General features: G+C 72.4%; 26 protein-coding genes. 20 read left to right on the top strand and 6 right to left on the bottom strand.

Features of this window, described 5'->3' with window-relative positions; all coding sequences use genetic code 11:
• Positions 1–295: 295 nt before the first annotated feature.
• The 10 genes from ROT00_RS08000 to ROT00_RS08045 all read left to right on the top strand — a co-directional run bounded on the left by ROT00_RS08000 (position 296) and on the right by ROT00_RS08045 (position 10,734).
• A complete protein-coding gene (locus ROT00_RS08000; protein WP_404773808.1) occupies positions 296–1,852 on the top strand; it encodes a quaternary amine ABC transporter ATP-binding protein in 1,557 nt (518 codons plus the stop codon).
• Positions 1,849–2,826, top strand: a complete 978-nt coding sequence (locus ROT00_RS08005; protein ID WP_404773810.1) for an ABC transporter permease — start codon at positions 1,849–1,851, stop codon at positions 2,824–2,826. Before ROT00_RS08000 ends, ROT00_RS08005 begins: the two co-directional genes overlap by 4 nt.
• Before the next feature lie 119 nt (positions 2,827–2,945).
• Entirely contained in the window at positions 2,946–3,836 is an 891-nt protein-coding gene (locus tag ROT00_RS08010) for a glycine betaine ABC transporter substrate-binding protein (RefSeq protein ID WP_404773811.1), read from the top strand.
• Positions 3,837–4,053: 217 nt separating this feature from the next.
• Positions 4,054–5,427: a glutamate decarboxylase gene (locus tag ROT00_RS08015; RefSeq protein ID WP_404773813.1), complete on the top strand. Its 1,374-nt coding sequence runs from the start codon at positions 4,054–4,056 to the stop codon at positions 5,425–5,427.
• Positions 5,428–5,436: 9 nt separating this feature from the next.
• Positions 5,437–6,918, top strand: a complete 1,482-nt coding sequence (locus ROT00_RS08020) for a glutamate/gamma-aminobutyrate antiporter GadC (RefSeq protein WP_404773815.1) — start codon at positions 5,437–5,439, stop codon at positions 6,916–6,918.
• Between the two features lie 187 nt (positions 6,919–7,105).
• Entirely contained in the window at positions 7,106–7,342 is a 237-nt protein-coding gene (rpmB, locus tag ROT00_RS08025) for a 50S ribosomal protein L28 (protein WP_251204587.1), read from the top strand.
• Positions 7,342–7,509, top strand: coding sequence for a 50S ribosomal protein L33 (gene rpmG / locus ROT00_RS08030; protein WP_021760158.1), 168 nt, complete (start codon positions 7,342–7,344; stop codon positions 7,507–7,509). Before rpmB ends, rpmG begins: the two co-directional genes overlap by 1 nt.
• A gap of 3 nt (positions 7,510–7,512) precedes the next feature.
• Entirely contained in the window at positions 7,513–7,818 is a 306-nt protein-coding gene (gene rpsN, locus ROT00_RS08035) for a 30S ribosomal protein S14 (protein ID WP_189084038.1), read from the top strand.
• Between the two features lie 398 nt (positions 7,819–8,216).
• Positions 8,217–8,504, top strand: a complete 288-nt coding sequence (locus ROT00_RS08040; RefSeq protein WP_404773816.1) for an HU family DNA-binding protein — start codon at positions 8,217–8,219, stop codon at positions 8,502–8,504.
• A 169-nt stretch (positions 8,505–8,673) separates the two neighbouring features.
• Positions 8,674–10,734, top strand: coding sequence for a bifunctional copper resistance protein CopD/cytochrome c oxidase assembly protein (locus tag ROT00_RS08045; RefSeq protein WP_404773818.1), 2,061 nt, complete (start codon positions 8,674–8,676; stop codon positions 10,732–10,734).
• Between the two features lie 44 nt (positions 10,735–10,778).
• On the opposite strand, the gene ROT00_RS08050 is transcribed toward ROT00_RS08045, so the two are convergent.
• Entirely contained in the window at positions 10,779–11,825 is a 1,047-nt protein-coding gene (locus ROT00_RS08050; RefSeq protein WP_404773819.1) for a hypothetical protein, read from the bottom strand.
• Positions 11,826–11,976: 151 nt separating this feature from the next.
• On the opposite strand from ROT00_RS08050, the gene ROT00_RS08055 reads away from it, so the two are divergent.
• The 3 genes from ROT00_RS08055 to ROT00_RS08065 all read left to right on the top strand — a co-directional run bounded on the left by ROT00_RS08055 (position 11,977) and on the right by ROT00_RS08065 (position 15,831).
• Entirely contained in the window at positions 11,977–13,278 is a 1,302-nt protein-coding gene (locus ROT00_RS08055; protein WP_404773821.1) for an ATP-dependent DNA helicase, read from the top strand.
• 414 nt (positions 13,279–13,692) lie between these two features.
• The gene (locus ROT00_RS08060; RefSeq protein ID WP_404773822.1) at positions 13,693–14,934 is read left to right on the top strand and encodes a serine hydrolase domain-containing protein; all 1,242 of its coding nucleotides are present in this window, start codon (positions 13,693–13,695) and stop codon (positions 14,932–14,934) included.
• Positions 14,935–14,994: 60 nt separating this feature from the next.
• A complete protein-coding gene (locus ROT00_RS08065) occupies positions 14,995–15,831 on the top strand; it encodes a class II glutamine amidotransferase (RefSeq protein ID WP_404773825.1) in 837 nt (278 codons plus the stop codon).
• A 119-nt stretch (positions 15,832–15,950) separates the two neighbouring features.
• Here ROT00_RS08065 and ROT00_RS08070 read toward each other — a convergent pair whose 3' ends face one another.
• On the bottom strand, positions 15,951–16,115 hold the full coding sequence (locus ROT00_RS08070) for a hypothetical protein (protein WP_404773827.1): 165 nt from the start codon (positions 16,113–16,115) through the stop codon (positions 15,951–15,953).
• 264 nt (positions 16,116–16,379) lie between these two features.
• On the opposite strand from ROT00_RS08070, the gene ROT00_RS08075 reads away from it, so the two are divergent.
• From ROT00_RS08075 to ROT00_RS08085, 3 genes are all read left to right on the top strand, one after another.
• Complete coding sequence (locus tag ROT00_RS08075) at positions 16,380–17,267, top strand: SDR family oxidoreductase (protein WP_404773828.1); 888 nt, start codon at positions 16,380–16,382, stop codon at positions 17,265–17,267.
• Positions 17,268–17,288: 21 nt separating this feature from the next.
• Positions 17,289–18,284, top strand: a complete 996-nt coding sequence (locus tag ROT00_RS08080; RefSeq protein WP_404773830.1) for a DNA topoisomerase IB — start codon at positions 17,289–17,291, stop codon at positions 18,282–18,284.
• Positions 18,285–18,419: 135 nt separating this feature from the next.
• A complete protein-coding gene (locus tag ROT00_RS08085) occupies positions 18,420–18,620 on the top strand; it encodes a CsbD family protein (protein WP_404773831.1) in 201 nt (66 codons plus the stop codon).
• Between the two features lie 108 nt (positions 18,621–18,728).
• On the opposite strand, the gene ROT00_RS08090 is transcribed toward ROT00_RS08085, so the two are convergent.
• From ROT00_RS08090 to ROT00_RS08105, 4 genes are all read right to left on the bottom strand, one after another.
• Positions 18,729–20,003 (bottom strand): Dyp-type peroxidase, encoded by a 1,275-nt coding sequence (locus tag ROT00_RS08090; RefSeq protein WP_404773833.1) that lies wholly within the window; start codon positions 20,001–20,003, stop codon positions 18,729–18,731.
• Positions 20,003–20,569, bottom strand: coding sequence for a copper chaperone PCu(A)C (locus ROT00_RS08095; RefSeq protein ID WP_404773835.1), 567 nt, complete (start codon positions 20,567–20,569; stop codon positions 20,003–20,005). The genes ROT00_RS08090 and ROT00_RS08095 overlap by 1 nt, the downstream gene beginning before the upstream one ends.
• On the bottom strand, positions 20,566–21,222 hold the full coding sequence (locus ROT00_RS08100; RefSeq protein ID WP_404773836.1) for a copper resistance CopC family protein: 657 nt from the start codon (positions 21,220–21,222) through the stop codon (positions 20,566–20,568). Before ROT00_RS08100 ends, ROT00_RS08095 begins: the two co-directional genes overlap by 4 nt.
• 141 nt (positions 21,223–21,363) lie before the next feature.
• Positions 21,364–21,978 carry a hypothetical protein gene (locus ROT00_RS08105; RefSeq protein WP_404773837.1) on the bottom strand — a complete coding sequence of 205 codons (615 nt, stop codon included), beginning with the start codon at positions 21,976–21,978 and terminating at the stop codon, positions 21,364–21,366.
• Positions 21,979–22,089: 111 nt separating this feature from the next.
• Between ROT00_RS08105 and cmtR the strand changes: the two genes are divergently transcribed.
• From cmtR to ROT00_RS08125, 4 genes are all read left to right on the top strand, one after another.
• Positions 22,090–22,446, top strand: a complete 357-nt coding sequence (gene cmtR / locus ROT00_RS08110) for a Cd(II)/Pb(II)-sensing metalloregulatory transcriptional regulator CmtR (RefSeq protein WP_404774074.1) — start codon at positions 22,090–22,092, stop codon at positions 22,444–22,446.
• Positions 22,443–24,392 (top strand): heavy metal translocating P-type ATPase, encoded by a 1,950-nt coding sequence (locus ROT00_RS08115; RefSeq protein WP_404773838.1) that lies wholly within the window; start codon positions 22,443–22,445, stop codon positions 24,390–24,392. Before cmtR ends, ROT00_RS08115 begins: the two co-directional genes overlap by 4 nt.
• Before the next feature lie 59 nt (positions 24,393–24,451).
• The gene (locus tag ROT00_RS08120) at positions 24,452–24,886 is read left to right on the top strand and encodes a hypothetical protein (RefSeq protein WP_404773840.1); all 435 of its coding nucleotides are present in this window, start codon (positions 24,452–24,454) and stop codon (positions 24,884–24,886) included.
• A 92-nt stretch (positions 24,887–24,978) separates the two neighbouring features.
• Positions 24,979–25,704, top strand: coding sequence for a DsbA family protein (locus ROT00_RS08125; RefSeq protein WP_404773841.1), 726 nt, complete (start codon positions 24,979–24,981; stop codon positions 25,702–25,704).
• Positions 25,705–25,778 lie beyond the last annotated feature (74 nt).

Genomic DNA, 25,778 nt, shown 5'->3' on the forward strand with positions numbered 1-25,778 from the left:
CTGGTCAGCACACATTTCCAACCGTTCGGTTTGAGTTCTGCTCCGAAACGCCGATAGCGTGGACGCGGTCCTCGTGACCGTTTGAACCCAGTCCGCGGCCCCGCGGCAGACCGTCGCACGGGGTCGTATGGTGGGGGCGTGGTGACCGGTCCCGATGGCCGCTCGCGCTGGATCCCCGGATCGCTGGACCGCGTATCGCGCTCCGCTCCCGGATCCCGGATCGCCCTGACCCGGCCGTGACTCGTGCGCGTCAGCACACAGCACCCTCCGCCGGCGCGCCAGGAGCACCATCGCTATGCCCGTGCGCTCGCAGCAGCCCGAGAATCCGACCCGACCCGATCAGCAGCCCGACCCGCTCGCCCTCCGTCCAGCCGGCGCGGAGGCCCCGGCCGGCGCCGAGACCCCCGCCGTCGAGGTGCGCGGGCTCACCAAGTTCTTCGGCCGCCGTCCCGGCGAGGCCCTCGAGCGCTTGCGCCGCGGCGCGAGCCGCGAGGAGCTCGCCGGACTCGGCACCGCCGCCGTCATCGACGCGGAGTTCGAGGTCGCCCAGGGCGAGATCTTCGTCGTCATGGGCCTCTCCGGCTCCGGCAAGTCCACCCTCATCCGCATGCTCAACGGCCTGCTTCCCGCCACGGCCGGCACCGTCTCGGTGATGGGGGAGCGCATCACCGGCATCGCGCCCAAGCGCCTCCGGGAGGTGCGTCGCCGTCGCATCTCGATGGTGTTCCAGCACTTCGCGCTGCTCCCGCACCGCAGCGTGCTCGACAACGCCGCCTACGGCCTCGAGATCCAGGGCGTGGCCCCGGCGGAGCGCCGCGAACGCGCCGAGCGCATCCTCGAGCGCGTCGGCCTCGGCGGCTGGGGCGACAAGCTCCCGGCCGAGCTCTCCGGCGGCATGCAGCAGCGCGTCGGCCTCGCCCGCGCGCTCGCCGCGGACACCGACATCCTGCTGATGGACGAGGCGTTCAGCGCGCTCGACCCGCTCATCCGCCGCGAGATGCAGGAGCAGCTCATCGAGCTGCAGCAGGAGCTCGGCAAGACCATCGTCTTCATCACCCACGACCTCAACGAGGCGATGTTCCTCGGCGACCGCATCGCCGTCATGCGCGACGGCCGCATCGTGCAGCTCGGCACCGCGGAGGAGATCCTCACCGACCCCGCCGACGACTACGTGGCCCAGTTCGTGCAGGACGTCGACCGCGCCCGCGTGCTCACCGCCGCGAACGTGATGGAGCCGCCGCGCGCGGTCGTCTCCGCCTCGGCGGGCCCGCGCGGAGCGCTCCGCACCATGCGCGACCTGCAGACCTCGATGGCCTTCGTGGTGACCGGCGGCCGGCGCCTCCGCGGCGTCATCCGCGACCGCGACGCGCTCCGCCTCGTGCAGCGCGGCGACCGCTCCCTGGAGAGCGCGATCCGCGACGACCATCCGGTCGTGCACCCCGACGAGCACCTCAGCGAGCTCCTGGAGAGCTCGGTGGAGAGCCCGCTGCCCCTCGCCGTCGTCGACGACGCCGGGCGCCTGCTCGGCGCGGTCCCGCGCGTCACCCTGCTCGCCGCGCTCGGCAACGTCCCAGCCGTGACCGGCGAGCTCGAGATCGTGGAGCCGCCGGCGACGGTCCCCGTCGACGTCGTGACCGCGACGCTCCGGGAGACCGCGGACGGCGGGCGCGCCGACGGCGAGGAGGCCGCCGCCGAACGTCGCGCGGCCGAGCGCGACCGGGGCGCAGGCGACGCGGGCGCAGGCGCAGGCGACGCGGGCGCAGGCGACGCGGGCTCGGGCGACGCCGGCGCGGCCGGGGGAGCGGCGGCCGCTCGGCCGGTCGTCGCCACGATCGAGGGAGGTGCCCGATGAACGACTTCCGCCTGCCGCTCGGAGAGTGGATCGAGACGCTCTTCCGCACCATCACCGACGTCGCCGGGGGCTTCTTCTCCGCGCTCCGCACGATCTTCCTCGCCGCCTACGACGCGGTCGACTGGATCTTCTCCGCGCCGCCGTTCTGGGCCGTGATCCTCGTGCTCGCCGCGATCGCCTGGTGGGCGCGCGGCTGGAAGCTCGGGGTGGGCACCGCGGTCGGCCTCCTCGTCATCCTCGGCGTCGACCAGTGGGACAACGCCATGGACTCCCTCGCCCTCGTGCTCGTCGCGAGCGCGATCGCGATCGCCGTCGCGGTGCCCCTCGGCATCCTCGCCGCGCGGAACGACGTCGCATCCCGCATCATCCGGCCGATCCTCGACTTCATGCAGACGATGCCGGCGATGGTCTACCTCATCCCCGCCCTCGTGCTGTTCCGCGTCGGCGTCGTGCCGGGCATCGTCGCGACGATCGTCTTCGCGATGGCCCCGGGCGTGCGGCTCACCGAGCTCGGCATCCGCGGCGTCGACCGCGAGGTGGTCGAGGCCGGCCAGGCCTTCGGCTCCTCCCCGGGCCGGATCCTCCGCCAGATCCAGCTGCCGCTCGCGATGCCGTCGATCATGGCGGGCGTGAACCAGGTGATCATGCTCTCGCTGTCGATGGTCGTCATCGCCGGCATGGTCGGCGCGGGCGGCCTCGGCGGCCAGGTCGTCGCGAGCCTCACCCGGCTCGACGTCGGGCTCGGCTTCGAGGCGGGGCTGTCGGTCGTGATCCTCGCGGTCATCCTCGATCGGATCACGGGCGCGTTCGGCGGCGGCTTCCGCGGCAAGGCCGGCAAGGCCGGCAAGGCCGGCAAGAGCGGTAAGGCGGGCGCGGGCACGGCGACGGCGACGGCGAAGACCGCGCCCCAGCAGGCCTCCGCCGAGCCCGATGCGGAGCCCGCGCCGCCGCGCGTGCCCGCCGCGACCGCCTGAGCGGCGCTGAGACTCGCGGACGGCGGCGTCTCGACGCCGTCGCCCGTCGATCCCGCGCGGCACCCCCGCGCGGACATCCCCAACACCCGCGACACAGCACGCGGGAGGAAAGGAACACCATGAAGAAGCGACACCTCACCACGGCGCTCGCGCTCGGCGCGGCCGCGACCATCGGACTCGCCGGCTGCGCGGGCGACGGCGGGGGCGGCGGCGACGCCGCCTCGGACAAGCAGCTCACGATCGCCGTGTTCAACGGCTGGGACGAGGGCATCGCCGCCTCCGAGCTCTGGAAGGCCGTCCTCACCGAGCAGGGCTACGACGTGACCCTCGAGTACGCCGACGTCGCCCCCGTCTTCTCCGGACTCTCGACCGGCGACTACGACCTCACCCTCGACGTCTGGCTGCCGCAGACGCACGCGAGCTACCTCGAGCAGTTCGGGGCCGACATCACCGACCTCGGCGCCTGGAACGACGAGGCCTCGCTCACGGTCGCGGTGAACGAGGACGCCCCGATCGACTCGCTCGCCGACCTCGCGAAGCACGCCGACGAGTTCGACAACCGCATCGTCGGCATCGAGCCCGGCGCGGGCCTCACCGAGGCCGTGCAGAACGAGACGATCCCGACGTACGGCCTCGACGGCATGGAGTTCGTGACGTCCTCGACGCCCGCGATGCTCTCCGAGCTGACCGCGGCGACCGAGGCGGGCGAGAACATCGTCGTCACCCTCTGGCGCCCGCACTGGGCCTACGACGCCTTCCCCCTGAAGGACCTGAAGGACCCCGAGGGCACGCTCGGCACCGCGGAGGGCATCCACGCCTTCGGCAGCGGCAGCTTCGCCGACGACCACCCCGAGGTCGCCGAGTGGCTGTCGAACTTCAAGATGGACAGCGAGCTGCTCTACTCGCTCGAGAACGCCATGTTCAACGAGCACACGGGCGACGACTACGACCAGGTGGTCGCGGACTGGATCGCCGACAACCAGGAGTGGGTCGACGGCCTGACGAAGTAGGCGCGACGCGCGCACCCACGGGTGCGATGCGGCGCAGGATGCCGCGGGCCCGACCGGCCCGCGGCATCCGTCGTCTCCGGCTCCCTCTGGACGCCGCTCGTGATCTTCCGTAGCATCCGAATCGGATGCAGGTTCGGGGGAGCCCATCCGTCGCCGCCCGCGGCATCCGCGCCGGCACCGACCGCCGGTGCCGGAGTTCTCGATGCTGGGGGGCCACATGTCCGATCGACTCGATTCCGATGAGACGCCGAACTTCTCCAGGCCGGGCGAGGCGACCGTCGCCGCGCGGCACCGGATCCCGCAGGGCGAGTCCCTGCCGGACACCGCGTACCAGATCGTGCACGACGAGATCATGCTCGACGGCAACTCGCGGCTGAACCTCGCGACCTTCGTCGGCACCTGGATGGACGACGAGGCCAAGAAGCTCTACGAGGACTCGTTCGACAAGAACATGATCGACAAGGACGAGTACCCGCAGACCGCGGCGATCGAGGACAACTGCTGGCGGATGCTGGCGAACCTCTGGAACGCGCCGGACGCGGCGACGGCGATCGGGACCTCGACGATCGGCTCCTCGGAGGCCTGCATGCTCGGCGGCCTCGCCTTCAAGCGCCGCTGGCAGCAGGCCAGGCGCGCGGCCGGCAAGGACGCGAGCTCGCCGAACCTCGTCATGTCGAGCGCCGTGCAGGTGTGCTGGGAGAAGTTCTGCAACTACTTCGACGTCGAGCCGCGCTTCGTGCCGATCTCCGAGGAGCACAAGACGCTCGACGGGCACGACCTCGAGAAGTACGTCGACGAGAACACGATCGGCGTCGTCGCGATCATGGGCGTGACGTACACGGGCATGTACGAGCCCGTCGACGAGATCGCGAAGGCGCTCGACGCCATCCAGGCGAAGACCGGCCTCGACATCCCGATCCACGTGGACGGCGCCTCCGGGGCCATGATCGCGCCGTTCCTGCAGCCCGACACCGTCTGGGACTTCCGCCTCGAGCGGGTGCACTCGATCAGCACCTCGGGTCACAAGTACGGGCTCGTGTACCCGGGCCTCGGCTGGGTGGTCTGGCGCGAGGCGCAGTGGCTGCCCTCGGATCTCGTGTTCAAGGTGAGCTACCTCGGCGGCGAGATGCCGACGTTCGCGCTGAACTTCTCCCGCCCGGGCGCGCAGGTGCTGCTGCAGTACTACGCGTTCCTCCGGCTCGGCATCGACGGCTACACGGCGGTGCAGCAGGCCTCGCAGGATGTCGCGAAGTTCCTCTCCGCCGGCATCGAGAAGATCGGCGCCTTCGCGCTGTGGAACGACGGCAGCGACATCCCCGTCTTCGCGTGGCGGCTGAAGGCCGGGCACACGAAGAACTGGAACCTGTACCACCTGCAGGACCGCCTCAGGATGAAGGGATGGCTCGTCCCCGCGTATCCGATGCCGGACGACCTCGCCGACCTCACGGTGCAGCGCATCGTCGTGCGCAACGGGCTCAGCATGGACCTCGCCGAGGATCTGCTCGAGGCGATCCAGACCGAGACCGCGTACCTCGACGCCCTCGAGTCGCCGATGCCCGTCGAGGGCCAGCACCCCGGGTTCCACCACTAGGGGCGTGAGATGGCTCAGCATCGGACCGAGGCCGCGCGGGCGTCGAACCATCCGCTCGCGCCGCACAACCCCGCAACCGCCTTCCTCGGCGTCGGCCAGCTGGCCCTGCTCACCCTCGTCGTCGTCGCGAGCCTCCGCTCGCTGCCGGCGATGGCGGTGTTCGGGCTCGGCAGCATCACCCTGTACCTGATCCCGGCGATCTTCTTCCTCATCCCGACGGCCCTCGTCGCCGCCGAGCTCGCGACCGGCTGGAAGGGCGGCGTCTACATCTGGGTGCGCGAGGCGCTCGGCAACCGTTGGGGGTTCACCGCGGTCTGGCTGCAGTGGATCCAGAACGTCGTCTGGTACCCGACGCAGCTGTCGTTCATCGCGGCGGCGCTCGCCTTCGTGTTCTTCGACCCCTCGCTGTCGAACTCCGGCTTCTTCACCGCCGTGGTGATCCTGGTGCTCTACTGGGGCTCGACGTTCATCACGCTCCGCGGCGGCAACCTGTTCGCGAAGCTCGGCTCCTGGGGCGGCATCCTGGGCACCCTGCTGCCCGCGGCGCTGCTGATCGTGTTCGGCGCGATCTGGGTGTTCAGCGGCGAGAAGAGCCAGGTGCCGCTCGAGGCGTCCGCCATCATCCCGCCGTTCACCGGCCTCGCGTCGATCGTGCTGATCGTGTCGAACGTGCTCGCCTACGCCGGCATGGAGGTGAACGCCGTGCACGTGAACCAGATGAAGGACCCCGGCCGCGGATACCCGCGCTCGGTGCTGCTCGCCTCGGTGCTGATCCTCGCCGTGTTCATCCTGCCGACGCTCGCGATCTCCGTCGCCGTGCCGCAGAAGGAGCTCGGCCTCACGAACGGGATCATGCTCGCCTTCGGCGAGTACTTCCAGCACTGGGGGATGGGGGAGTGGGCGACCGCGGTCGTGTCCGCCCTGATCGCGGCGGGCGCGCTCGCCTCGGTCATCACCTGGGTCGCGGGCCCGTCGAAGGGCGTGCTCGCCGCCGCCGAGACCGGGCTGCTGCCGCCGCTGCTGCAGAAGCGCAACAAGGAAGGCGTGCAGTCGGGCATCCTCATGCTGCAGGGCACGATCGTCACCGTGCTCGCGGCGATCTTCATCATCGTGCCCGACGTCAGCTCGGCGTTCGTCGCGCTCATCGACATGGCCGCGGCGCTCTACCTGATCATGTACATGATGATGTTCGCCTCGGCGATCGTGCTGCGGCGCACGCAGCCGGACGTGAAGCGCGCGTACCGAGTGCCGGCGCTCGACTTCGTCGCCGGGGTCGGCTTCCTCGCGTGCCTCGCGGCGTTCCTGCTCGCGTTCATCCCGCCCGACGGGTTCAGCGCCTTCTCGCCCGCCGCCTACCCGTGGATCGTCGGCGTCGTCATCGTCGTGCTCGGCGTGCCGCCGCTCATCTTCTACGCCGTCAGACGGCCGAGCTGGGACCGGCGCAGCGACGCGGACAAGCAGAAGCACGGCACGCACGAGGAGGACGGCTGAGCGCGCCGCCGCAGATCCCCCGATTCGGCCCGGACCGGGGGATCTGCTAGGCTGGCTCGTTGGCTGGGTACATCCACTGCCCAGTTCGTAGGCGAATCCCTCGTATCTTCCGCGCAAGCGGTGGGAGTCGCCTGCAGACAAGAGACCTTGGGAGGGGCGATCCGCCCCTCGGTATTGGAGGAAACCAATGGCAGCAGTGTGCCAGGTGACCGGCGCCGTTCCCGGCTTCGGTCACAACATCTCGCACTCGCACCGCCGGACGAAGCGCCGCTTCGACCCGAACGTGCAGAAGAAGACGTACTACGTGCCGTCGCTTCGTCGCAACGTGACGCTGAACGTGTCCGCCAAGGGCATCAAGGTGATCGACGCCCGTGGCATCGACGCCGTCGTCCGTGACATCCAGGCTCGTGGGGTGAAGCTCTAATGGCGAAGCAGCAGGACATCCGTCCCATCATCAAGCTCCGTTCGACGGCCGGCACCGGGTACACCTACGTGACCCGCAAGAACCGTCGCAACAACCCCGACCGTCTCGTGCTCAAGAAGTACGACCCCGTGGTGCGCAAGCACGTCGACTTCCGAGAGGAGCGCTAAGACATGGCGAAGAAGAGCAAGATCGCGCGCAACAAGCAGCGCCAGGAGGTCGTGGACCGCTACGCCGCCAAGCGCGCCGAGCTGAAGAAGGCGCTCGTCGACCCGAACGGCACCGACGAGTCCCGCGAGGCCGCCCGCGTCGGCCTGCAGAAGCTCCCCCGCAACGCCTCGCCGGTCCGCCTGCGCTCGCGTGACGCCATCGACGGCCGCCCCCGTGGTGTGCTCTCGAAGTTCGGCATCTCGCGTGTCCGCTTCCGCGACATGGCGCACAAGGGCGAGCTGCCCGGCATCACCAAGTCGAGCTGGTAAGCCAGCCCGCACCCGCTTCACGACGAGGGGCGTCCCGGTTCTCCGGGGCGCCCCTTCTCGCGTCTCCGGGTCGCCCGCTTCCCTCCGCCCCGCCCCGCGCCCTCCGCACCGTACCCTTCGCATCGGCCAGGGGGTCGAATCGCGACATCCGGATGCCTCGACGGCGAGCGCGCGGTCGGAAAATGACCCCCGCGCGGAACCGACCGGGCGGGATGCGTTCGCCGTGGGCGCACGACACGCCGGTGCGAGAATGCTCGAACGACCCGGAAATCCGCGTGATTCCGGGGAATTCTGTTACATTCGAGGCGGCCTGAACGGCCCCGGGGGTGGTTGAACGATCGTTCCCGAGTTCTTCAACAAGTGCTGTTCCCACAGCGAACGTCCGAGGAGGACACTCAATGGCTGACAAGTCGCTGAACAAGACCGAGCTCGTCGCGAAGATCGCCGCCTCGACCGGTCAGAGCCAGGCCACCGTCGACTCCGTGCTCGGCGGCCTGTTCGAGGCCCTCGCCGAGTCGGTCGGCTCGGGCACCAAGGTTTCCATCCCGGGCTGGCTCGCCGTCGAGCGCTCGCACCGCGCTGCGCGCACCGGCCGCAACCCGCAGACCGGCGCCACCATCGAGATCCCGGCCGGCTACTCGGTCAAGGTCACCGCGGGCTCGAAGCTGAAGGCTGCCGCCAAGTAAGTCTTCGCGACGCTCGAAGGGCGATCGGCTCCGGCCGGTCGCCCTTCGTCATGCCCGGGCGGGTGGCGGCCCGACGCGGGGGCCCGGCTGCCCGGCGTGCGGGCGTCGCCGGTGGAGGAGGCCCGCACCGGCGGAGGAGGCCCCCAGATACAGCGCCTAGGCTGGTGCGGTGCCCCGTTCCGTTCGTGTGCTCGGCCCTGCCGTGCTCGTCGCCGCCGCGCTCGTCGCGGTGCTCGCGGGCCTCGCCTTCGGCGGCGGTGCCGACCCGGTGCTGATCCAGGACCCCGGCCCCCTCGTGCGCTGGAGCCTGCCGATCGCGAAGCTGCTCGTGAACCTCGGCGCCGCGGGCATGATCGGCTCCCTCGTGCTCGCCCTGTGGGCGCTCACCCCCGAGCGCGAGGAGTTCAACGCCGCGCTCGATGTCGCGGCCGCCTCCGCCGCGGTGATGACCGTCGCGTCCGCCGCGACCGCGCTGATCACGTTCCTCGACGTGACCGGCGTCCCGTTCGATCTCGGCGAGCGCTTCGGCATGCAGCTCGGCCAGTTCGTCACGAGCATCGGGCTCGGCCAGGCCTGGCTCACCACCACCCTCGTCGCCGCCGCGGTCACGGTGCTGTGCTTCGCGGTGCGCAACCACACGGCGCTCGTCTTCGTCGCGGTGCTCGCGGTGTTCTCCCTCGTCCCGCTCGCGCAGCAGGGGCACGCCGCCGGCGCCGCCGGTCACAACGAGGCGATCACCTCGCTCGGGCTGCACCTCGTGTTCGCGGCGGTCTGGCTCGGCGGCCTCATCACGATCGTGCTGCTGCAGCGCCGGCTCGAGGGGGAGCGGCTCGTCGTCGTGCTCGCCCGCTACTCGACCGTGGCGCTCATCTGCTTCATCGTCGTGGCGATCTCGGGCTACGCGAGCGCGGCGCTCCGCATCGGCTCCTGGGACGCGCTCGGCACGCCCTACGGCATCCTCGTCATCGCGAAGGTCGGCGCGCTCATCGCGCTCGGCTGCTTCGGTGCGCTGCAGCGCACCTGGCTGATCGGGCGGATGCAGCGCAAGCAGCTCGCGGCCGGGGCATCCACCGCCGGGGCATCCACCGCCGGGGCATCCGCGGCAGGGGCGAAGGCGACGGATGCCCCGCCGCGGAAGCCGTTCGCCGAGTTCTGGTGGTTCGTGGTCGCCGAGCTGGCGTTCATGGGCATCGCCTCGGGCGTGGCGGCCGCGCTCGCGCGCACCGCGACGCCCGTCTCCGAGGACGTCGCGGGCGACCTGGCCCGCACCCCCGCCGAGATCCTGACGGGCGAGCTGCTGCCGCCCTGGCCCGACTGGTACCGCTTCGTCACCGAGTGGAAGCCCGACCTCATCTGGCTGCTCGCCTGCGGCTTCGGCATCTTCTTCTACCTCGCGGGCGTGCGCCGGCTGCGCCGCCGCGGCGACAAGTGGCCGATCTACCGCGCCGTGCTCTGGGTGTCGGGCCTGCTGCTGCTCGCCTACCTCACGAGCGGCGGGGTGAACGCCTACCAGGAGTACCTGTTCTCGGCGCACATGCTCGGGCACATGGGCCTCACCATGGCGGTGCCCGTGCTGCTCGTCCCCGGTGCTCCGGTCACGCTCATCGCGCGCGCTGTGCAGGCGCGGAAGGACGGCTCCCGCGGCGGTCGCGAATGGGTGCTGCTCGCGGTGCACTCGAAGTTCGCCGGCATCATCGCGAACCCGTTCGTGGCGGCGGCCCTGTTCGTCGGCTCGCTCTGGGTGTTCTACTACTCGCCCCTGTTCCGCTGGTCGATGGTCGACCACATCGGGCACGAGTGGATGATCACGCACTTCCTCATCACGGGCTACCTCTTCGTGCAGTCGCTCGTCGGCATCGATCCGGTGCCGTACCGGCTGCCGTACGCGTTCCGCCTGCTGCTCCTGCTCGGGACGATGGCGTTCCACGCCTTCTTCGGCCTCGCGATCATGATGTCGACGGGGCTGATGCTCGCCGACTGGTACGGGGCGATGGGCTGGGGCACCGACGCGCTCGCGGATCAGCAGCTCGGCGGCGGCATCGCCTGGTCGATCGGCGAGATCCCGACGCTGGCGCTCGCGGTGACGGTCGCGATCCAGTGGGCGCGGAGCGACGAGAAGGAGTCGCGCCGCCGGGACCGGCACGCGGATCGCACCGGGGATGCCGAGCTCGAGGCGTACAACGCGCAGCTCGCCGCGATCGCCGAGCACGACCGCTCGCCGCGCGGCTGAGTGCCGGGCAGGGCTGAGCGCCGCGTGCGCGGCGCGGCGGCTCGCTACTTGAGCTGCACCGCGATCGATCCGTCGGGCTTGATCCTGGCGTCGAGCGCGACGGTGAAGCCGCGGTCCTCCTCGAGCGTCGATACGCTGCCGTCGAAGAGTGACTGCACCTCGACCGAGATGTGCGCCGTGCCGGCCGTCGCCGGCATCTCGAACGCGGACTCGCCGGCGGTGAGCGTCACCGTGGGGCTCGCGACGATCGACCACACCGGATCGCTCAGGATGCGGTCGTCGATGTCGATGCCGAAGGGGCAGTCGGTCGGGTTCAGCACCGGCTGCGTCGTGCAGCCGTCGAGGTAGAGATCGAGTTGCGCCTGCACCCGGTCGACGAACGCCTGGGTCGGCTGGGCGTCGACCGTGACGGCGCCGCGGACGCCGGGCTCGGCGACCGCGATGACGTGCGGGGCCTGCAGCAGCTGGGAGTCGTACTCGAACTCGTACGCGGCGGGTGCGATCGCGAGGTACGGCGTCGTCTGGATGAAGTTCGCGAGCTCGTCGTCGGGCTTCGTGGCCCGGGCGTCGAGCGTGAGGTCGCCGACGGTGAACTGCGGCGAGTGGGCCGCGGTCACATCGATGATCGCGAGCGGGCTCTGGGCGAAGGCCCAGCGGTTCAGCACGCCGTAGAGCGGCTCGATCGGCTTCACCTCGAAGGTCGTCTCGGCGATCGCGGTGTCGATGCGGTAGCTCGCGGTGACCGAGTGCGTGCCGTCCTCGTGCGCGACGTCTTCGATGATGCGGACGTCGGCCGGGCCGGCGTCGATGATGCCCGAGCGGAGCATCGCCGTGGAGACGTCGGTCGGCAGCCCGAGCGCGTCGAGCGCCTTCGCGTCGAGGGCGACGCCCGGGGTCGTGGCGGCGGTCGCGAGGTCGTCGTCGGCGATGGCCGAGAGGTAGCGCTCGACGAAGTTCGAGGCGCCGTAGACCGTCTGGTTCAGCCCGCCGAGCGCGGCGAAGAAGGCGCCGACGAGCAGCGCACCCGCTCCGACCCAGCCGAGCACGGCCAGCGGCGAGATGCGCCCGCGTGCCGCGTCCCGCTTCCCCACCCGGCCAGTCTATGGGCGGCCCGCAGACGCAAACTGAGGATGTCCCGAGCCGGACGCCTCGGCGCTAGGGTGGGAGCGCGCCCGGCGGGCGCACCGCGGCGGATGCCGTCGCGGCATCCCTCCACGAGCAGAGACCACCGAGCAGACTCCCGTGCAGACCGTCACCCTCACCCGTGAGCAGGCCGCGGTGTTCGAGGCGATCGAGCACACGAGGGAGCACGTCTTCGTCACCGGCCGGGCCGGCACCGGCAAGTCGACCCTGCTCAACCACCTGAACTGGAACACGAAGAAGCAGATCGTGATCTGCGCACCGACGGGCGTCGCCGCCCTGAACGTCGGCGGGCAGACCATCCACTCGCTGTTCCGCCTGCCGATCGGGGTCATCGCCGATCACGCGATCGACCAGAACGATCAGGTGCGGAAGATCCTGAACGCGATGGACACCCTCGTCATCGACGAGGTGTCGATGGTGAACGCCGACCTGATGGACGCGATGGACCGGGCGCTGCGTCAGGCCCGGCAGCGCAAGGACGAGCCCTTCGGCGGCGTGCAGGTGGTGCTCTTCGGCGACCCGTATCAGCTCGCGCCGGTGCCCGGCGACGGCGAGGAGCGGCGCTACTTCGCCGACACCTACCGCTCGATGTGGTTCTTCGACGCGAAGGTGTGGACGGAGACCTCGCTGCGCATCTTCGAGCTCGGCGAGGTGCACCGGCAGAGCGACGACCGCTTCAAGTACATGCTGAACGCGGTGCGGCACGGCATGGTCACCGCCGAGATCGCCGGCGTGCTGAACGAGACCGGCGCGCGGCGGCCGCTGCCCGAGCAGGGTGCGATCACGCTCGCGACCACGAACGACACCGTGAACCGCATCAACCGGGCGCAGCTGAAGCGGCTGCCCGGCGAGCCGCTCGCGAACCCGGCCGAGGTGACCGGGGACTTCGGCGGACGCACGTTCCCGGCCGACGAACGGCTCGAGCTGAAGGTGGGCGCGCAGGTGATGTTCCTGCGCAACGACACGGCGGTCGGGCCCGACGGGCAGCGCTGGGTGAACGGCACGATCGGCACGGTGACGTCGCTCGACCGCGAGGTGCTCGTCGAGGTCGACGGCGAGGAGCACGAGGTCGAGCCGGTGACGTGGGAGAAGTACCGCTACCGCTGGGATCCTGCGGCGAAGAAGCTCGAGCGGGAGATCGTGGCGGAGTTCACCCAGTTCCCGCTGCGGCTCGCCTGGGCGGTCACGATCCACAAGTCCCAGGGGGCGAGCTACGACACCGCGATCGTGGATCTGGGCTCCCGGGTGTTCAGCCCCGGCCAGACGTACGTGGCGCTCAGCCGGCTGACCTCCCTCGAGGGGCTCTACCTGGCGCGGCCGCTGCGGCCGAGCGACATCATCGTGGACCGCGACGTGGAGCGCTTCATGTCGGGGGCGATGCGGCCGCGGCTCGGGGAGTAGCCGGGAGGAGTCGCCGGGGAACAGCTGCGGAGCCGCGCGCGGGCTGCCGGGGAGCAGCTGCGGAGCCGCGTGCGGGCAGCCCAGGAGCAGGTGCGGAGGAGATTGACCGCGGCGGAGGATGCTGCGCCGCCCCGCTTCCTCCCTTCGTGCCGATCTCCTCCCGCGCGGGAGCGGGATCGCGGGCGAGGAGCGGGGGAGCGGGCGCGCGGGGCGGGTGCCGTAACTTCCTCAGTCGGTTACCACCGGGGATTCAGGGTTCGCTCGGGGAACTCCCTGACGAGCGCCGGTGGCAGCCCGGGGTAGAATCGCCTCGGACACAAGCTAGGGGGGCTGGTGGCTGAGCAACGGCATTCTTCGCGCGCGCAGCGCCCACGGCGACGTGGTCGCGTCGTCGGAGCCGCCGCCGCACTCGCCGTGGTCTCCCTCGTCCTCACCGCCTGCACCGGCGGCGGGCCCGATCCGGCCCGGAGCTTCGACGAGCTCGATCGCGCCCTCCCCGACTCGACGGTCGAGCAGCTGCAGGGCGTCCTCGAGGAGGCCGTCCGCCAGAGCGGCTCGAGCGGCGGGCTGGCCGGGGTCTGGGCCCCCTGGTCCGGCACCTGGGAAGGCGTAACCGGCACGACCGGTTTCGAGGACCACGCCCCCAAGGTGACCCCGCAGACGAAGTTCCGACTCACCACCGGCACGACCGAGATCACCTGCACCGTGCTGCTCCGCCTCGCCGACGCGGGAGTGGTCGGCCTCGACGACCACGTCAGCAGCTACGTCGACGACACGCCCGGCATCGACGGCATCACCCTGCGCCAGCTCTGCCAGCAGACCTCGGGCCTCGGCGACTTCTACCCGACGCTCCGGGGGCACTTCGCGGCCAACCCGCAGCGCGTGTGGAGCGAGACCGAGCTCATCTCCGGCGGCCTCGCCGCCGGCCGGCAGTCGGCGCCCGGCGAGGGCTGGGCGCCGTCGCAGGCCGGGGTGATGCTCCTCGCGCAGGCGCTCCGCAACGCGACCGGCCGCGACTGGAACTCCCTCGCGGACGACTACGTCTTCGGCCCGCTCGGCATGGACGACACGGCTCTGCCGGCGCCGAGCGAGGTCGACCACCACGGTGTGCTCGGCGGCTACGTGGCGAAGCCCGGGGCCGACGGTGCGCCCGACTGCACCGCTCGCTTCGACGATTCGAAGCAGTCGAGCTCGATGGGCGGCGCGGCGGCCGGAGCGATCACCACGCTCGCCGATGCCCAGGCGCTGAGCGAGGCGTTCGCGACCGGAGCGCTGCTCGGCGAGCAGACGTCCCGCGAGCAGTGGACGCTCGTCCCGATGAGCGGCGACGCGCCCGCGTGGCAGGGCTACGGCGTGGGCGGGGCCCAGTACGGGCCGATGCGCGGCACCGCGGGCGAGGGCGCCGGCGCGCTGACCGCCGCGTTCACCGACCCGAAGTCGGGGCTCACCGTCGTCGTCGCGCTCAACGACTCGACGGCCGGCGCCGACTTCGTGCGGGAGACGGCGTTCGCGCTCGCCTCGATCGCCTCGAAGGCGACGGCGGCGCCGGAGCACGAGCGCCCGATGGTTGAGCTGCCCTGGTCGCTCGACCAGTCGGTCGCCAAGATGGCGGAGCTCGCCAAGTGCCCCATCGCGGAGGCGCCCCCGGCGGAGTGAACGGCGGCCCGCGACGCCCGCCGGCACGGCGCGCCGCTCGCCTCGGAGGAGATGAGACGGATGTGCAGATGGCTCGCCTACTCGGGTGACGCGTTGCAGATCTCCCGGGTGGTGCTCGACGCGAAGCACTCGCTCGTGGCGCAGGCGCTGAACTCGCCGCTCGGCGCGGAGACCGTGAACGGCGACGGCTTCGGTCTCGGCTGGTACGACGCCGCCCGCCCGGCCGGCGATGCGCCGGCCGTGTTCCACAGCATCGAGCCCGCCTGGCACGACGAGAACCTCCGCGAACTGGCCCAGGCGATCGAGAGTCCGCTCTTCTTCGCCCACGTCCGTGCCGCGGCGGGGCCGCCCATCCAGCAGACGAACTGCCACCCGTTCCGCTACGGCCGGTGGCTCTTCATGCACAACGGGGCGATCGCCGGCTTCCCCGCGATGAAGCGGGAGCTGATGCTCGAGGTCGCGCCCGAGTTCTTCCTCGGCATCCGCGGGACCACCGACTCGGAGCTCGTCTTCCACCTGGCCCTCGGCTACGGCCTCATGGACGACCCGGTCGCGGCGATGGCGCGCACCCTGCGCCGTATCGAGGAGGCCGGCCGCGCACACGGCGTCGCGGCGGCCGTGCAGGGCACCTTCGCCGTGACGGACGGCGCGACGATGTGGGCGTTCCGCTACTCGAGCGAGCACCGGAGCCGGACGCTCTTCCATTCGGAGGACATCGACGTGCTTCGCGCGATGTACCCGGACTTCGAACGGCTGCGGGTGTTCGGCACCCGGGCGCGGCTCGTCGTGAGCGAGCCGCTCAACGATCTGCCCGGGGCGTTCATCGAGGTGCCGGAGTCGACGGCCGTGGTCGTCACCCCGGACGGGGCGTACACGCACGAGCCCTTCCTCGCCTGACCGGACGCGACTCCCACGCGAGCCATCCATCCCGGCGCACCGAAAACCCCGGGTCGCACCGACGTTCATGGACGTCGGGCGACCCGGGGTTCTGGTGTCTGCTGGACCCGCTCGGCGGATCAGGCCCCTCGGCGACCCGCGATGGATCGGATCAGCCAGCTGATCACGGCGATCGCGAGCAGCACGAGCCCCACCCACAGCAGGAAGTTCAGGGACTGCACGAGTCCTCCGGTGATCGCCAGGATGATGGCGATGACGACGATGATGATCAGCAGGATGTTCATTGGAACCCCTTCCTCGGGACGGCGCATCCGACGTGGATGCCCGGTGGGACGACGCATCGGACGTGGATGTCCGATCGCAACACCTTCACGTTAGGGCGGTTCCGAGACTCGCCCACGGGGGTTGACGCGGACCGCTCCGACGTGGCAAGACCCACGGAGATCCGGGGGAGCGGGCCCGTTTGCGGGGCGGAATGTCGAGTGTCAACCCCCTGAACGCCGTCCGCCGTGCTGCCTACCGTGGGCTGGGAACCAGAGGAGGAGACCATGGCACGCACCGCGACGCTCATCGATCCGACTACGAAGCATCCGCGGGGCCCGTTCCCGCGGCAGGAGCAACCGGCGCCCGGGGTGACCGCCGACATGACGCCCACCCCCGACCACGGCGAGGAGAGCTACCGCGGCTCGGGCCGTCTGCAGGGCAGGCGGGCGCTCATCACCGGCGGCGACTCCGGCATCGGCCGGGCGACCGCGATCGCCTTCGCGCGGGAGGGCGCGGATGTCGCGATCGGGTACCTCGAACGCGAGCACGCCGACGCGGAGGAGACCGCGCGCTGGATCGAGGAGGCCGGCGGGCAGGCGCTCCTGCTGCCGGGCGATCTGCGGTCGGAGGCGCACTGCGAACTCATGATCGAGCGGGTGTGCGACACCTTCGGCGGCATCGACCTGCTCGTGCTGAACGCCGCGCACCAACGGGACCGGGGCGGCATCGACGAGATCCCCACCGCCGACTTCGAGACCGTGATGCGGGTGAACCTGTTCGCGCCCGTGTTCCTCGCGCGGGCGGCGGTGCCGAAGCTGAAGCCGGGGTCGAGCATCATCACGACCGCGTCGATCCAGGGGTTCGACCCCTCGTCGAGGCTCGTCGACTACGCCATGACGAAGGCGGCGCTCGTCGCCTTCACGAAGGCGCTGGCCGAGGAGCTCGGGCCGCGAGGCATCCGCGTCAACGCCGTGGCCCCCGGCCCGATCTGGACGCCCTTGATCCCCGCCACTGGGTGGCCGGACAAGCTGCCGCAGTTCGGGAAGAACACGCCCCTCGGGCGGGCCGGCCAGCCGGCGGAGCTCGCGGGCGCCTACGTCTACCTCGCCTCCGAGGAGGCCTCCTACGTCTCGGGCGCGATCCTGCCGGTCACCGGCGGGCGCGGGCTCTGACCGCCGGCCAGGGGACGAGGGATGCCGCGACTGCGCCGGGTGCAGCCCTACGTGTCGCCCGGCTACCGGCGCAGGCGCCGCGGCGCCGGCTTCGAGTACCGCCACGTCGACGGCGGCCTCGCCGGGTCGGCCGAACGGCGGCGCATCGAGGACCTCGCGATCCCGCCCGCGTGGACGGAGGTCTGGATCGCGGATGCCCCGAACGCCCACATCCTCGCCGTCGGCGTCGATGCGGCAGGGCGTCGTCAGTACCGCTACCACCCCGCCTGGCGGGAGCGGCAGGACGCCGAGAAGTTCGAGCGGATGGTGGAGCTCGCCCGCGTGCTGCCGGACGCCCGTCGCTCGGTGCGCCGCCAGTTGGGCGCGGAGGGGCGGGGGCGGGAGCGGGCGCTCGCCGCGGCGTTCCGCACCCTCGACCTCGGTGCGCTCCGCGTCGGCGGGGAGGAGTACCTGCTCGCCGCCCGCACCCGCGGGCTCACGACGCTGCTGATCCGCAACGCGACGGTCGACGGCGAGCTCGTGCGGCTGCGGTTCCGCGCGAAGGGCGGGGCGCTGCACCGGATCGAGCTCGAGGACGCCGGGCTCGTGGGCTTCGTCGTATCCGGGGCGGACGCCCGGCCGAGCTCGCGCCTGTTCAGCTGGCGCGCGGAGGATGCCGCCCGCTCGGCGCTCCGCGCGATCACGGCGAGCGAGGTGAACGACGACATCCGCGAGCGCACCGGCGGCGACTTCACGGCCAAGGACTTCCGGACGCTGCGGGGCACCCTCGTCGCCGCCGAGCGGCTCGCGGCCGAGGGTGCGGCCGGGACGGCGCGGGCGCGGAACGCCGCGATCCGGGAGGCGTACGTCGCGGCATCCGAGGTGCTCCGCAACACCCCGACGATCGCGAAGTCGAGCTACGTCGACCCCCGGGTCGTCCGCGCCTACGAGGCGGGCCTGCTGCTCGAGCCGAGCCGGCGCCCCGAGGCGGCGCTCGTCGCGCTCCTCGAGCGCGAGCTCATCGACGAGGCTGGCTGAGTCCCGCCGAAGCCGCGCCTTCCACACCGCGCGCGGGCTGTCAATCCCTTGGCCGTTCACGCGGGGTGATGCGACGGTGGAGTGGTCGGCGCCGAACGGCGCCGCAGAGCGAACCGAACTCGAAGGGAGACCGACATGGGACTCGGAGACAAGGTCAAGCACACCGCCGAAGAGCTGACGGGCAAGGCGAAGCAGGGCATCGGCAAGATGACCGGCAACGAGGAGCTCGAGGCCGAGGGCCGTGCCGAGGAGGCGAAGGCCGACCTCAAGCAGGCGGGCGACAAGGCCAAGGACGCCGGCAAGGACGTCAAGGACGCCCTCACCGATCGGGACTGATCGCAACAGATCACGACTTGCCCGACTTCCATGGAAGTCGGGCAAGTCGTGGTTCCGGGGCCCGGGCGACGAGTCGTCGCCCGGGCCCCGCTCCGTTCCCGCGGACCCTCAGGCGGACGCCGCGAACAGAGTCTCGCCCACGAAGCCGCCCTCCTCCGCACCCGGCGGGATCGCGAACACCGCCGAGCCGATCGGCGTCGTCCACTCGTTCAGCAGATCGAGCTCGTCGAGCCGCCGCTGCAGCGGCACGAACTGCCGGTCGACATCGGCTTGGAACGAGGCGAACAGCAGCCCCGAGTCCGAGATCCCGCCGCCGCTCGGCGAGGCGTCGTAGTTGTACGCCCGCCGGTGGATCCGCTCGCGCGGATCGTCGGACCGCGCTCGCCGCAGGTGCGAGAACTCGGGGATGACGGGGAAGCCGATCGCGGTCCTCGCCTCGAAGTCGGGCTCGTCGTGCTCCTCGGTCCCGGTGAGCGGGGCGCCGTTCGCGAGGAAGCGGCCGACGGACTGCTCGCGCCCGCCGCGGTCGAGGCGATCCCAGCGGTCGAGGTCCATCCGGATGCGGCGCAGCACGAAGCCCGTGCCGTGCTGCAGCCAGCCCCCGTCGGCGCCGACCCAGACGAGTCCGTCGAAGTCGGCGTCGCCCGGGCGGGGATTCACGGTCCCGTCGACCTGGCCGAAGAGGTTCCGCATGGTCGTGCCGTCGGGCACGGAGCCGGCCGCCCGACGGAACCCGGACTGCACCCAGCGCACGCTCGTCGCGCTCCGGGCGTCCTTCAGCAGCATCCGCACGGCGTGCGCGACGGTGAACGGGTCGTCCGCGGCGATCTGCAGCAGCAGGTCCCCGTCGGACCAGTCGGGCTCGAGGCGGTCGATGCCGAACGGCGGCAGCGCGCGCAGCCACTCGGGCGCGGCATGCGGGGCCACGCGGCGCACGAGCTCCGAGCCGAAGCCGAAGGTCACCGTGAGCCGCGCGGGGACGGCGGCGAGCTCCGGTTCGGAGTCCGCGAGGGCCGGCCGGCCCTGCGTGAGCCGGGCGGCGTCGTCGCTCAGCACCGAGAGCAGTCGGCGGATGCCGTCGCGGTCCGTCTGCGGCAGCAGCTCGAGCCCGACGAAGCTCGCGTGCGCCTGCGGGGTCGTCGCGATGCCCGCCTGGTGGCGCCCGTGGAACGGCTCCGTCGCGAGCCCGACGGCGGCGGCCGTCGCGGCATCCGCTCCGCCGCCCGCCGGGTCGCCCGGGTTCCGCTCGGCGTCGGCACCGGCGCGGATGACCGCGTCCGCGCCGACCGCCGCCGCGGCGCCGAGGCCGGCGACGGCCCCTCCGAGGAGGAGTCGCCGCCGGGTCAGCCCGCGGTCGGCCTGTGGGGATCGGCCATCGGACATCAGTGCCCCGCGTCGCCCATGTCCATGCCGTCCATGTCGCCGCCCTCGTAGTTCTCGTTCGCGCCGGCGTAGTCCTTCGCGGGCGCGGTGAACGTCGAGCTGGACCCGTCGGCGAACGTCAGCGTGAAGGTGTACTCCTCGCCGGCGAGGATCGGCCCGCCGAGCTCCATGAGCATCAGGTGGTTGCCGCCGGGCTCGAGGCTCAGGGAGCCGCCGGCGGGGATCGCGAAGCCGCCGTCCTTCTCCCGCATCACCATCTCGCCGGTCTCGTTCTCGACGGTCTCGTGCAGCTCGACACGGCCGGCGAGCTCGGTCTCGGCGGAGACGATCGTGATCGGATCCTCGCCGGTGTTCTCGAGCTCGCCGAACGCGGCGGACATGGCCTCGTCCCCGGCCTTCACCCAGGCGTCGGTCACGGTGAGGCGCTCGGCCTCGGTCGCGGCGGCGCTCGTCGCGGCCGGAGCGGCGGTGCCGGCGCAGGCGCTCAGCGCGAGCGCGGCGGCGGCGGCCAGGGCGAGGGCCGCGATGCGGCGGGTGCGGGCGGTGGTCTGCGTTGCGGTGTTCATTCGTGGTCTTCCTTCGTTCGTTCGTCGAATCGGTTCGTCGCTCCGGCGCGCTTCCGGCGGGCGAAAAGCACCGCGAGCCAGACGAGCAGCGCGGCGCCCGCGCCGCCGGAGGCGAGGAGCAGGGTCCGGATGGTGGGATCGAGGCCGTCCGCGGGAGCGGAAGCCTCGGCGGGTGGTGCGGCGTCCGCCTCGGTCGCGGGAGCCGATGCCGAGGCATCCGTCTCGGCCGGGGGTGCGTCGCCGGGCTCGTCGCCGGCCGGGGCATCCCCGACCGTGAACGGGACGAGCCCGGTGATCGGATGCCCGTCGGACGAGACGACGCGCCAGCGCACCTCGTAGCGGCCGTCGGGCATGCCGGGGCGCACCTCGGCCCGCACCGTGTCGCCCTCGAGCGACACGGCCGAAGCCGTCCAGTCGGTGCCGTCGGCGTCGGCGACGACGATCGCCGCACCGAGCGGCAGCACCTCGTCGGAGAAGCGCAGCGAGACGTCGGCCGGTGCCGCGGCGAGGGCGTCGCCGGCTGCCGGTTGGCTGCCGAGGAGTTCGTCGTGCGCCGCGGCCGGCAGCGCCGACGCGAGGCTCAGGGACGCCGCGAGCGTCGCGCCCGCGAGGGACGCGACGAGAAGGCGGCGCCCACGACGGTGGGTGGGCATGGAGTTCCTCCAGGGGTCATCGCCGTGCGGGCGCGCCGAGGCGCCGCGCGACGCGGTCGGGTGCGGCTCGTGCCGTCGCCGACGGCGCGCTCGGGCGTCGACCGGCGCGCGAGGGCGGCCGGTCGCTCCGGGAGCGGTCGGTTACGGCGTGACGAGGCGCGGCGGACCGCGGACCGGGGTGACCGGGTCGGCCGTCCGTCGGAGCGGGACGGCCAGGGCGAAGACGCCGGCGACGATCGGCGCCGCCGGGCGCGGGGAGAGTTCGGCGGTGAGGCGGGGCAGTACGGCCGCCCACACGCGGTCGCGGACGGCGACGATCGCCTGCAGCACCCGCTCGCCCTGGTAGAGCGCCGCGATCGTGACGACGGCGGCGAGCGCGTGGGCCGCCCACATGTCGGGCTGCGCGTGCGCGAGGTGCACGGCGGGCTCGGCGAGCGAGATCGTGCCGCCGTGGCCGGCGTGCGCGGCCGTGGCGGCCTCGCCCGTGGCGCGAGTGAGCGGGCCGGGCGTGCCGAGCACGAACAGGCTGTGGAAGAGGGTCTGGCTGATCGCGACGGAGAGGCTCAGCCGGATGAGCGAGAGCCGCCGGCCGGCGAGCAGCACGCAGACCAGCAGCGAGAGCGCGAAGGGCACCGCGACGCCGGCGAAACCGGGCAGTGCGCCGCCGCCGAGGAGGTGGCCGAAGAGGGCGACGAAGGTGGCGACGGACGCGGCGAGCAGCCCCCGGAGGGTGCGGACGCGCCTGGCTTCGTGCACGTGACCATCCTCGCAGACGGGCTGGTCGTGCGTGTCGCGCCCGCGGGCGAGGTGGACGGCCCTGCTGCGCGAGACTCGCGCAATGGTCAGTCGCTGCTGTATGGTCAGCGTGTGCTGACCATTGCGACCCGCCTCGACGTGCTCAACCGGCTCGGCCGGGCCATGGCCGATCCGACGCGCTCGCGCATCCTCCTCGCACTGCTCGAACGGCCGGGCTACCCGGCCGAGCTCGCGCGCGACCTCGAGCTCACCCGGACGAACGTCTCCAACCACCTCGCCTGCCTCCGCGGCTGCGGACTCGTCGTCGCCGCCCCCGAGGGGCGTCGCACGCGGTACGAGATCGCCGACCCCCACCTCGCCCGCGCGATCGGCGAGCTCGTCGAGACGGTGCTCGCGGTGGACGACGGCGCGCCCTGCGTCGACGAGCACTGCGACGTGCCGCTCTGCTGCGGGCCCGGCGCCGCATGAGCGAGGAGTGCTGCGGGCCAGACACGCCCGCGGGTGCCGGGCCGCTCGCGCTGCACGCCCCCGGACGCGTCGCGGAGCCCGTCGAGGAGCACGAGCCGCGACCGCCGTGGTGGCGCGATCCGGCCCTCCTCCCCTCGGCCGGCTCCGGCGTCGCGCTCGCCGTCGGGACGGCGCTCGACTGGGCCGGCCTCGGCATCCCCGCCCTCGTGCTGCAGTGGCTCGCCCTCCTCGCGGGCGCCTGGACCTTCGTCCCCGGGGCGATCCGCCGGCTCCTCCGCGGCCGCCTCGGCGTCGGCCTGCTGATGACGATCGCCGCGACCGGCGCGGTGCTCCTCGGCCACGTCGGCGAGGCGGCCGCGCTCGCCTTCCTCTTCTCCCTCGCCGAAACCCTCGAGGACCGGGCTATGGACCGCGCGAAGGACGGGCTCCGGGCCCTCCTCTCCCTCGTCCCCGAGCGGGTCCGGGTGGTGCGCGCCGGCGGCGAGCCGCTGGTCCCCGCGGCCGAGCTCCGCACCGGCGACGTGCTCGTCGTCGGCGCCGGTGAGCGGATCGCCACCGACGGGGTGGTCGTCTCCGGCCGCTCGAGCATCGACGCATCCGCGGTGACCGGCGAGTCGATCCCGATCGCCGTCGATCCCGGCGACGCGGTGCCCGCCGGGGCGATCAACGGCCCCGGCCTGCTCCGCATCGAGGCGAGCGCGGACGGTCGCGACAACACGCTCACCCAGATCGTCGCGCTCGTGGAGCAGGCCCAGGCCCGAACGGGCGAGCGGGCCCGGCTCGCCGACCGCATCGCCCGCCCCCTCGTGCCCGCGGTGCTCGTCGTCGCCGCGCTCATCGCCCTCGTCGGCGTGGTCGTCGGCGACCCCGGCACCTGGATCGAGCGCGCGCTCGTCGTGCTCGTCGCGGCGTCCCCCTGCGCGCTCGCGATCGCCGTGCCCGTGACGGTGATCAGCGCCATCGGCGCCGCCTCGAAGCTCGGTGTCGTCATCAAGTCGGGCGAGGCCTTCGAACGGCTCGGCACGATCCGGCGCATCGCCCTCGACAAGACCGGCACCCTGACGCGCAACGAGCCGCGCGTCGTCGAGGTGCGCACCGCGCCCGGCCAGGAACGGGAGCGGGTGCTCGCGCTCGCCGCGGCGGTCGAGGCGGGCAGCACCCACCCGCTCGCCGCGGCCGTCGTCGCGGCCATCCCGGGGCCGCCGTCGGCGCACGGGGTCGTCGAGGATGCCGGCCGGGGCGTCGCCGGCCGGGTCGACGGCGTGCACGTGCGGGCGGGCAGCACCCGCTGGCTCGACCCCGCGGCGCTCGCGGCGGATGCCGAGGCGATGGCCGCGGCCGGGATGACCGTGGTCGTCGTCGAGCTCGACGGCACCGTCGCGGGACTGATCGGCATCCGCGACGAGCTCCGACCCGAGGCGGCCGAGACGGTGCGCCTGCTGGGGGCGCAGGGCATCGCCGCGGTGATGCTGAGCGGCGACGACGCGCGCACGGCGCGGGCGCTCGCCACCCAGGCGGGCATCGCCGAGGTCCACGCCGAGCAGCTCCCCGCCGAGAAGGCGGCCGTCGTGCGCGCCATGCTCGCCGAGTCGCCGACGGCGATGGTCGGCGACGGGATCAACGACGCCCCGGCTCTCGCGACGGCGACGGTCGGCATCGCGATGGGCGCGCGAGGCTCCGCCGCGGCGGTGGAATCGGCCGACGTCGCGTTCACAGGGCACGACCTGCGGCTGCTGCCCGCTGCGTTCGCCCACGCCCGACGCGGTCGGCGCATCATGACCTGGAACCTCGGCCTCGCGCTCGCGGTCATCGTCGTGCTGTTCCCGCTCGCGCTCTTCGGGGTGCTCGGGCTCGCCGCCGTCGTGCTCGTGCACGAGGTCGCGGAGCTCGTGATCATCCTGAACGGCGTCCGCGCCGCGCGCCGGCCGGCGGTCGATCGCGCCTGAGGCTGCCTCCAGTGCGGTTTGCTATCTTGGCCGGGACCCCCGACCCCCTGGGAGCCCCGGTGCCGATGCCCCCGCGTGCGATCGTGCCGCTGCGAGCGGCACTCCTCGCGATGCTGCTCGTCGTCGGCACGTGCCTGGCGCTGCTGTTCGGGCACACGCTCGACTCCGCGCACGCCGCCCCGGCCGGACCCGGGCCGAGCGCCGCGGTGAGCGCGAACGCCGTAGCTGTTCCGGGTGCCGTCGGTGCGCTCGAGGCATCCGCCCCCTCCATCGGCGTGCCCGGTGAGCCGGGCGACGGGGGCGAAGGGCTGCTCGCGCTGTGCCTCGGCGTCGGCTGCGCGATCGTGCTCCTGTTCGTCGGCCTCCGGCTCGGAGCCGCCCCACGGGTGCGGTCGTGGCGCGTCGCGCGCGCGGTCCGGCGCCGCCCGATGCGCGCACTCGTCGCATCCACCGCGTCGGTGAGCCTGGACGCGCTCGGCATCAGCCGGACCTGAGCCGCCGCGTCCCGGTCGCCCGACCGGGCCCCGCCCGCTCCGCTCCCAGCCACCTGGCGCCGCTTCGCCGCGCCACTCCTCGAAGGACCCCAATGTCTCAGCACGCCCCCAAGCCCGCCGCCCGCCGCCGGGTGCTCTGGATCAACCTCGGCCTCGTCGGCGCCTTCCTGCTCGTCGTCGGCCTCGCGTTCGCCTTCCTGCGGCCCGGTGCCGCCGCCCCCGCCGCTTCTCCGAGCGCTGGGGAGACGCCCGGCGCAACGGCCGCGCCGACCGTTCGCGACGACAGCCACGTGCTCGGCGAGCCCGGCGCGAGCGGCGTCACGGTGGTCGAGTTCCTCGACTTCGAGTGCGAGGCGTGCGGCGCGTTCTATCCGCTCGTCGAGTCGCTGCGCGAGCAGTACGCGGGTGAGGTCACCTTCGTCGCCCGGTACTTCCCGCTCGACGGCCACAAGAACTCGAAGAACGCGGCGGTCGCCGTGGAGGCCGCCGCGCAGCAGGGCGCGTTCGAGGCGATGTACGCGAAGCTGTTCGAGACCCAGGCCGAGTGGGGCGAGCAGGCGGAGTCGAAGGCGCCGCTGTTCCGGGAGTTCGCCGCGGAGCTCGGGCTTGACCTGGCGGCGTACGACGCGGCGGTCGCCGACCCGGCGACGCTCGAACGGGTGCAGTCGGATCAGGCGGATGGCTTCGCGCTGGGCGTGCAGGGCACGCCGACCTTCTTCATCGACGACCGGATGGTGCAGCTGCAGAGCTACGACGACCTCGGCATCGCGATCGAGGCCGCACTGGAGCAGCGCGATGGAGACAAGGGTGTGGGCTGAATTTGGTGTGAGTTAAGGACTTGAGCTGAATAAGAGCACTCCGTTGCGTGCGGTGACTGCCTGGCCGAGTGCGG

It is taken from the genome of Agromyces mediolanus (assembly GCF_044917495.1).
GTDB lineage: Bacteria > Actinomycetota > Actinomycetes > Actinomycetales > Microbacteriaceae > Agromyces > Agromyces mediolanus_B.

Excerpts from the sequence above, each read along its gene's own strand:
- ROT00_RS08040 (WP_404773816.1), top strand. The coding sequence starts at position 8,217 with ATGGCTGACAAGTCGCTGAACAAGACCGAGCTCGTCGCGAAGATCGCC.
- ROT00_RS08005 (WP_404773810.1), top strand. The coding sequence starts at position 1,849 with ATGAACGACTTCCGCCTGCCGCTCGGAGAGTGGATCGAGACGCTCTTC.
- ROT00_RS08070 (WP_404773827.1), bottom strand. The coding sequence starts at position 16,115 with ATGAACATCCTGCTGATCATCATCGTCGTCATCGCCATCATCCTGGCG.
- ROT00_RS08020 (WP_404773815.1), top strand. The coding sequence starts at position 5,437 with ATGGCTCAGCATCGGACCGAGGCCGCGCGGGCGTCGAACCATCCGCTC.
- ROT00_RS08125 (WP_404773841.1), top strand. The coding sequence starts at position 24,979 with ATGTCTCAGCACGCCCCCAAGCCCGCCGCCCGCCGCCGGGTGCTCTGG.
- ROT00_RS08000 (WP_404773808.1), top strand. The coding sequence starts at position 296 with ATGCCCGTGCGCTCGCAGCAGCCCGAGAATCCGACCCGACCCGATCAG.
- ROT00_RS08090 (WP_404773833.1), bottom strand. The coding sequence starts at position 20,003 with ATGTCCGATGGCCGATCCCCACAGGCCGACCGCGGGCTGACCCGGCGG.
- ROT00_RS08065 (WP_404773825.1), top strand. The coding sequence starts at position 14,995 with ATGTGCAGATGGCTCGCCTACTCGGGTGACGCGTTGCAGATCTCCCGG.
- ROT00_RS08115 (WP_404773838.1), top strand. The coding sequence starts at position 22,443 with ATGAGCGAGGAGTGCTGCGGGCCAGACACGCCCGCGGGTGCCGGGCCG.
- ROT00_RS08100 (WP_404773836.1), bottom strand. The coding sequence starts at position 21,222 with ATGCCCACCCACCGTCGTGGGCGCCGCCTTCTCGTCGCGTCCCTCGCG.
- rpmB (WP_251204587.1), top strand. The coding sequence starts at position 7,106 with ATGGCAGCAGTGTGCCAGGTGACCGGCGCCGTTCCCGGCTTCGGTCAC.
- ROT00_RS08010 (WP_404773811.1), top strand. The coding sequence starts at position 2,946 with ATGAAGAAGCGACACCTCACCACGGCGCTCGCGCTCGGCGCGGCCGCG.
- rpsN (WP_189084038.1), top strand. The coding sequence starts at position 7,513 with ATGGCGAAGAAGAGCAAGATCGCGCGCAACAAGCAGCGCCAGGAGGTC.
- ROT00_RS08015 (WP_404773813.1), top strand. The coding sequence starts at position 4,054 with ATGTCCGATCGACTCGATTCCGATGAGACGCCGAACTTCTCCAGGCCG.
- ROT00_RS08095 (WP_404773835.1), bottom strand. The coding sequence starts at position 20,569 with ATGAACACCGCAACGCAGACCACCGCCCGCACCCGCCGCATCGCGGCC.
- ROT00_RS08080 (WP_404773830.1), top strand. The coding sequence starts at position 17,289 with ATGCCGCGACTGCGCCGGGTGCAGCCCTACGTGTCGCCCGGCTACCGG.
- ROT00_RS08075 (WP_404773828.1), top strand. The coding sequence starts at position 16,380 with ATGGCACGCACCGCGACGCTCATCGATCCGACTACGAAGCATCCGCGG.
- ROT00_RS08085 (WP_404773831.1), top strand. The coding sequence starts at position 18,420 with ATGGGACTCGGAGACAAGGTCAAGCACACCGCCGAAGAGCTGACGGGC.
- rpmG (WP_021760158.1), top strand. The coding sequence starts at position 7,342 with ATGGCGAAGCAGCAGGACATCCGTCCCATCATCAAGCTCCGTTCGACG.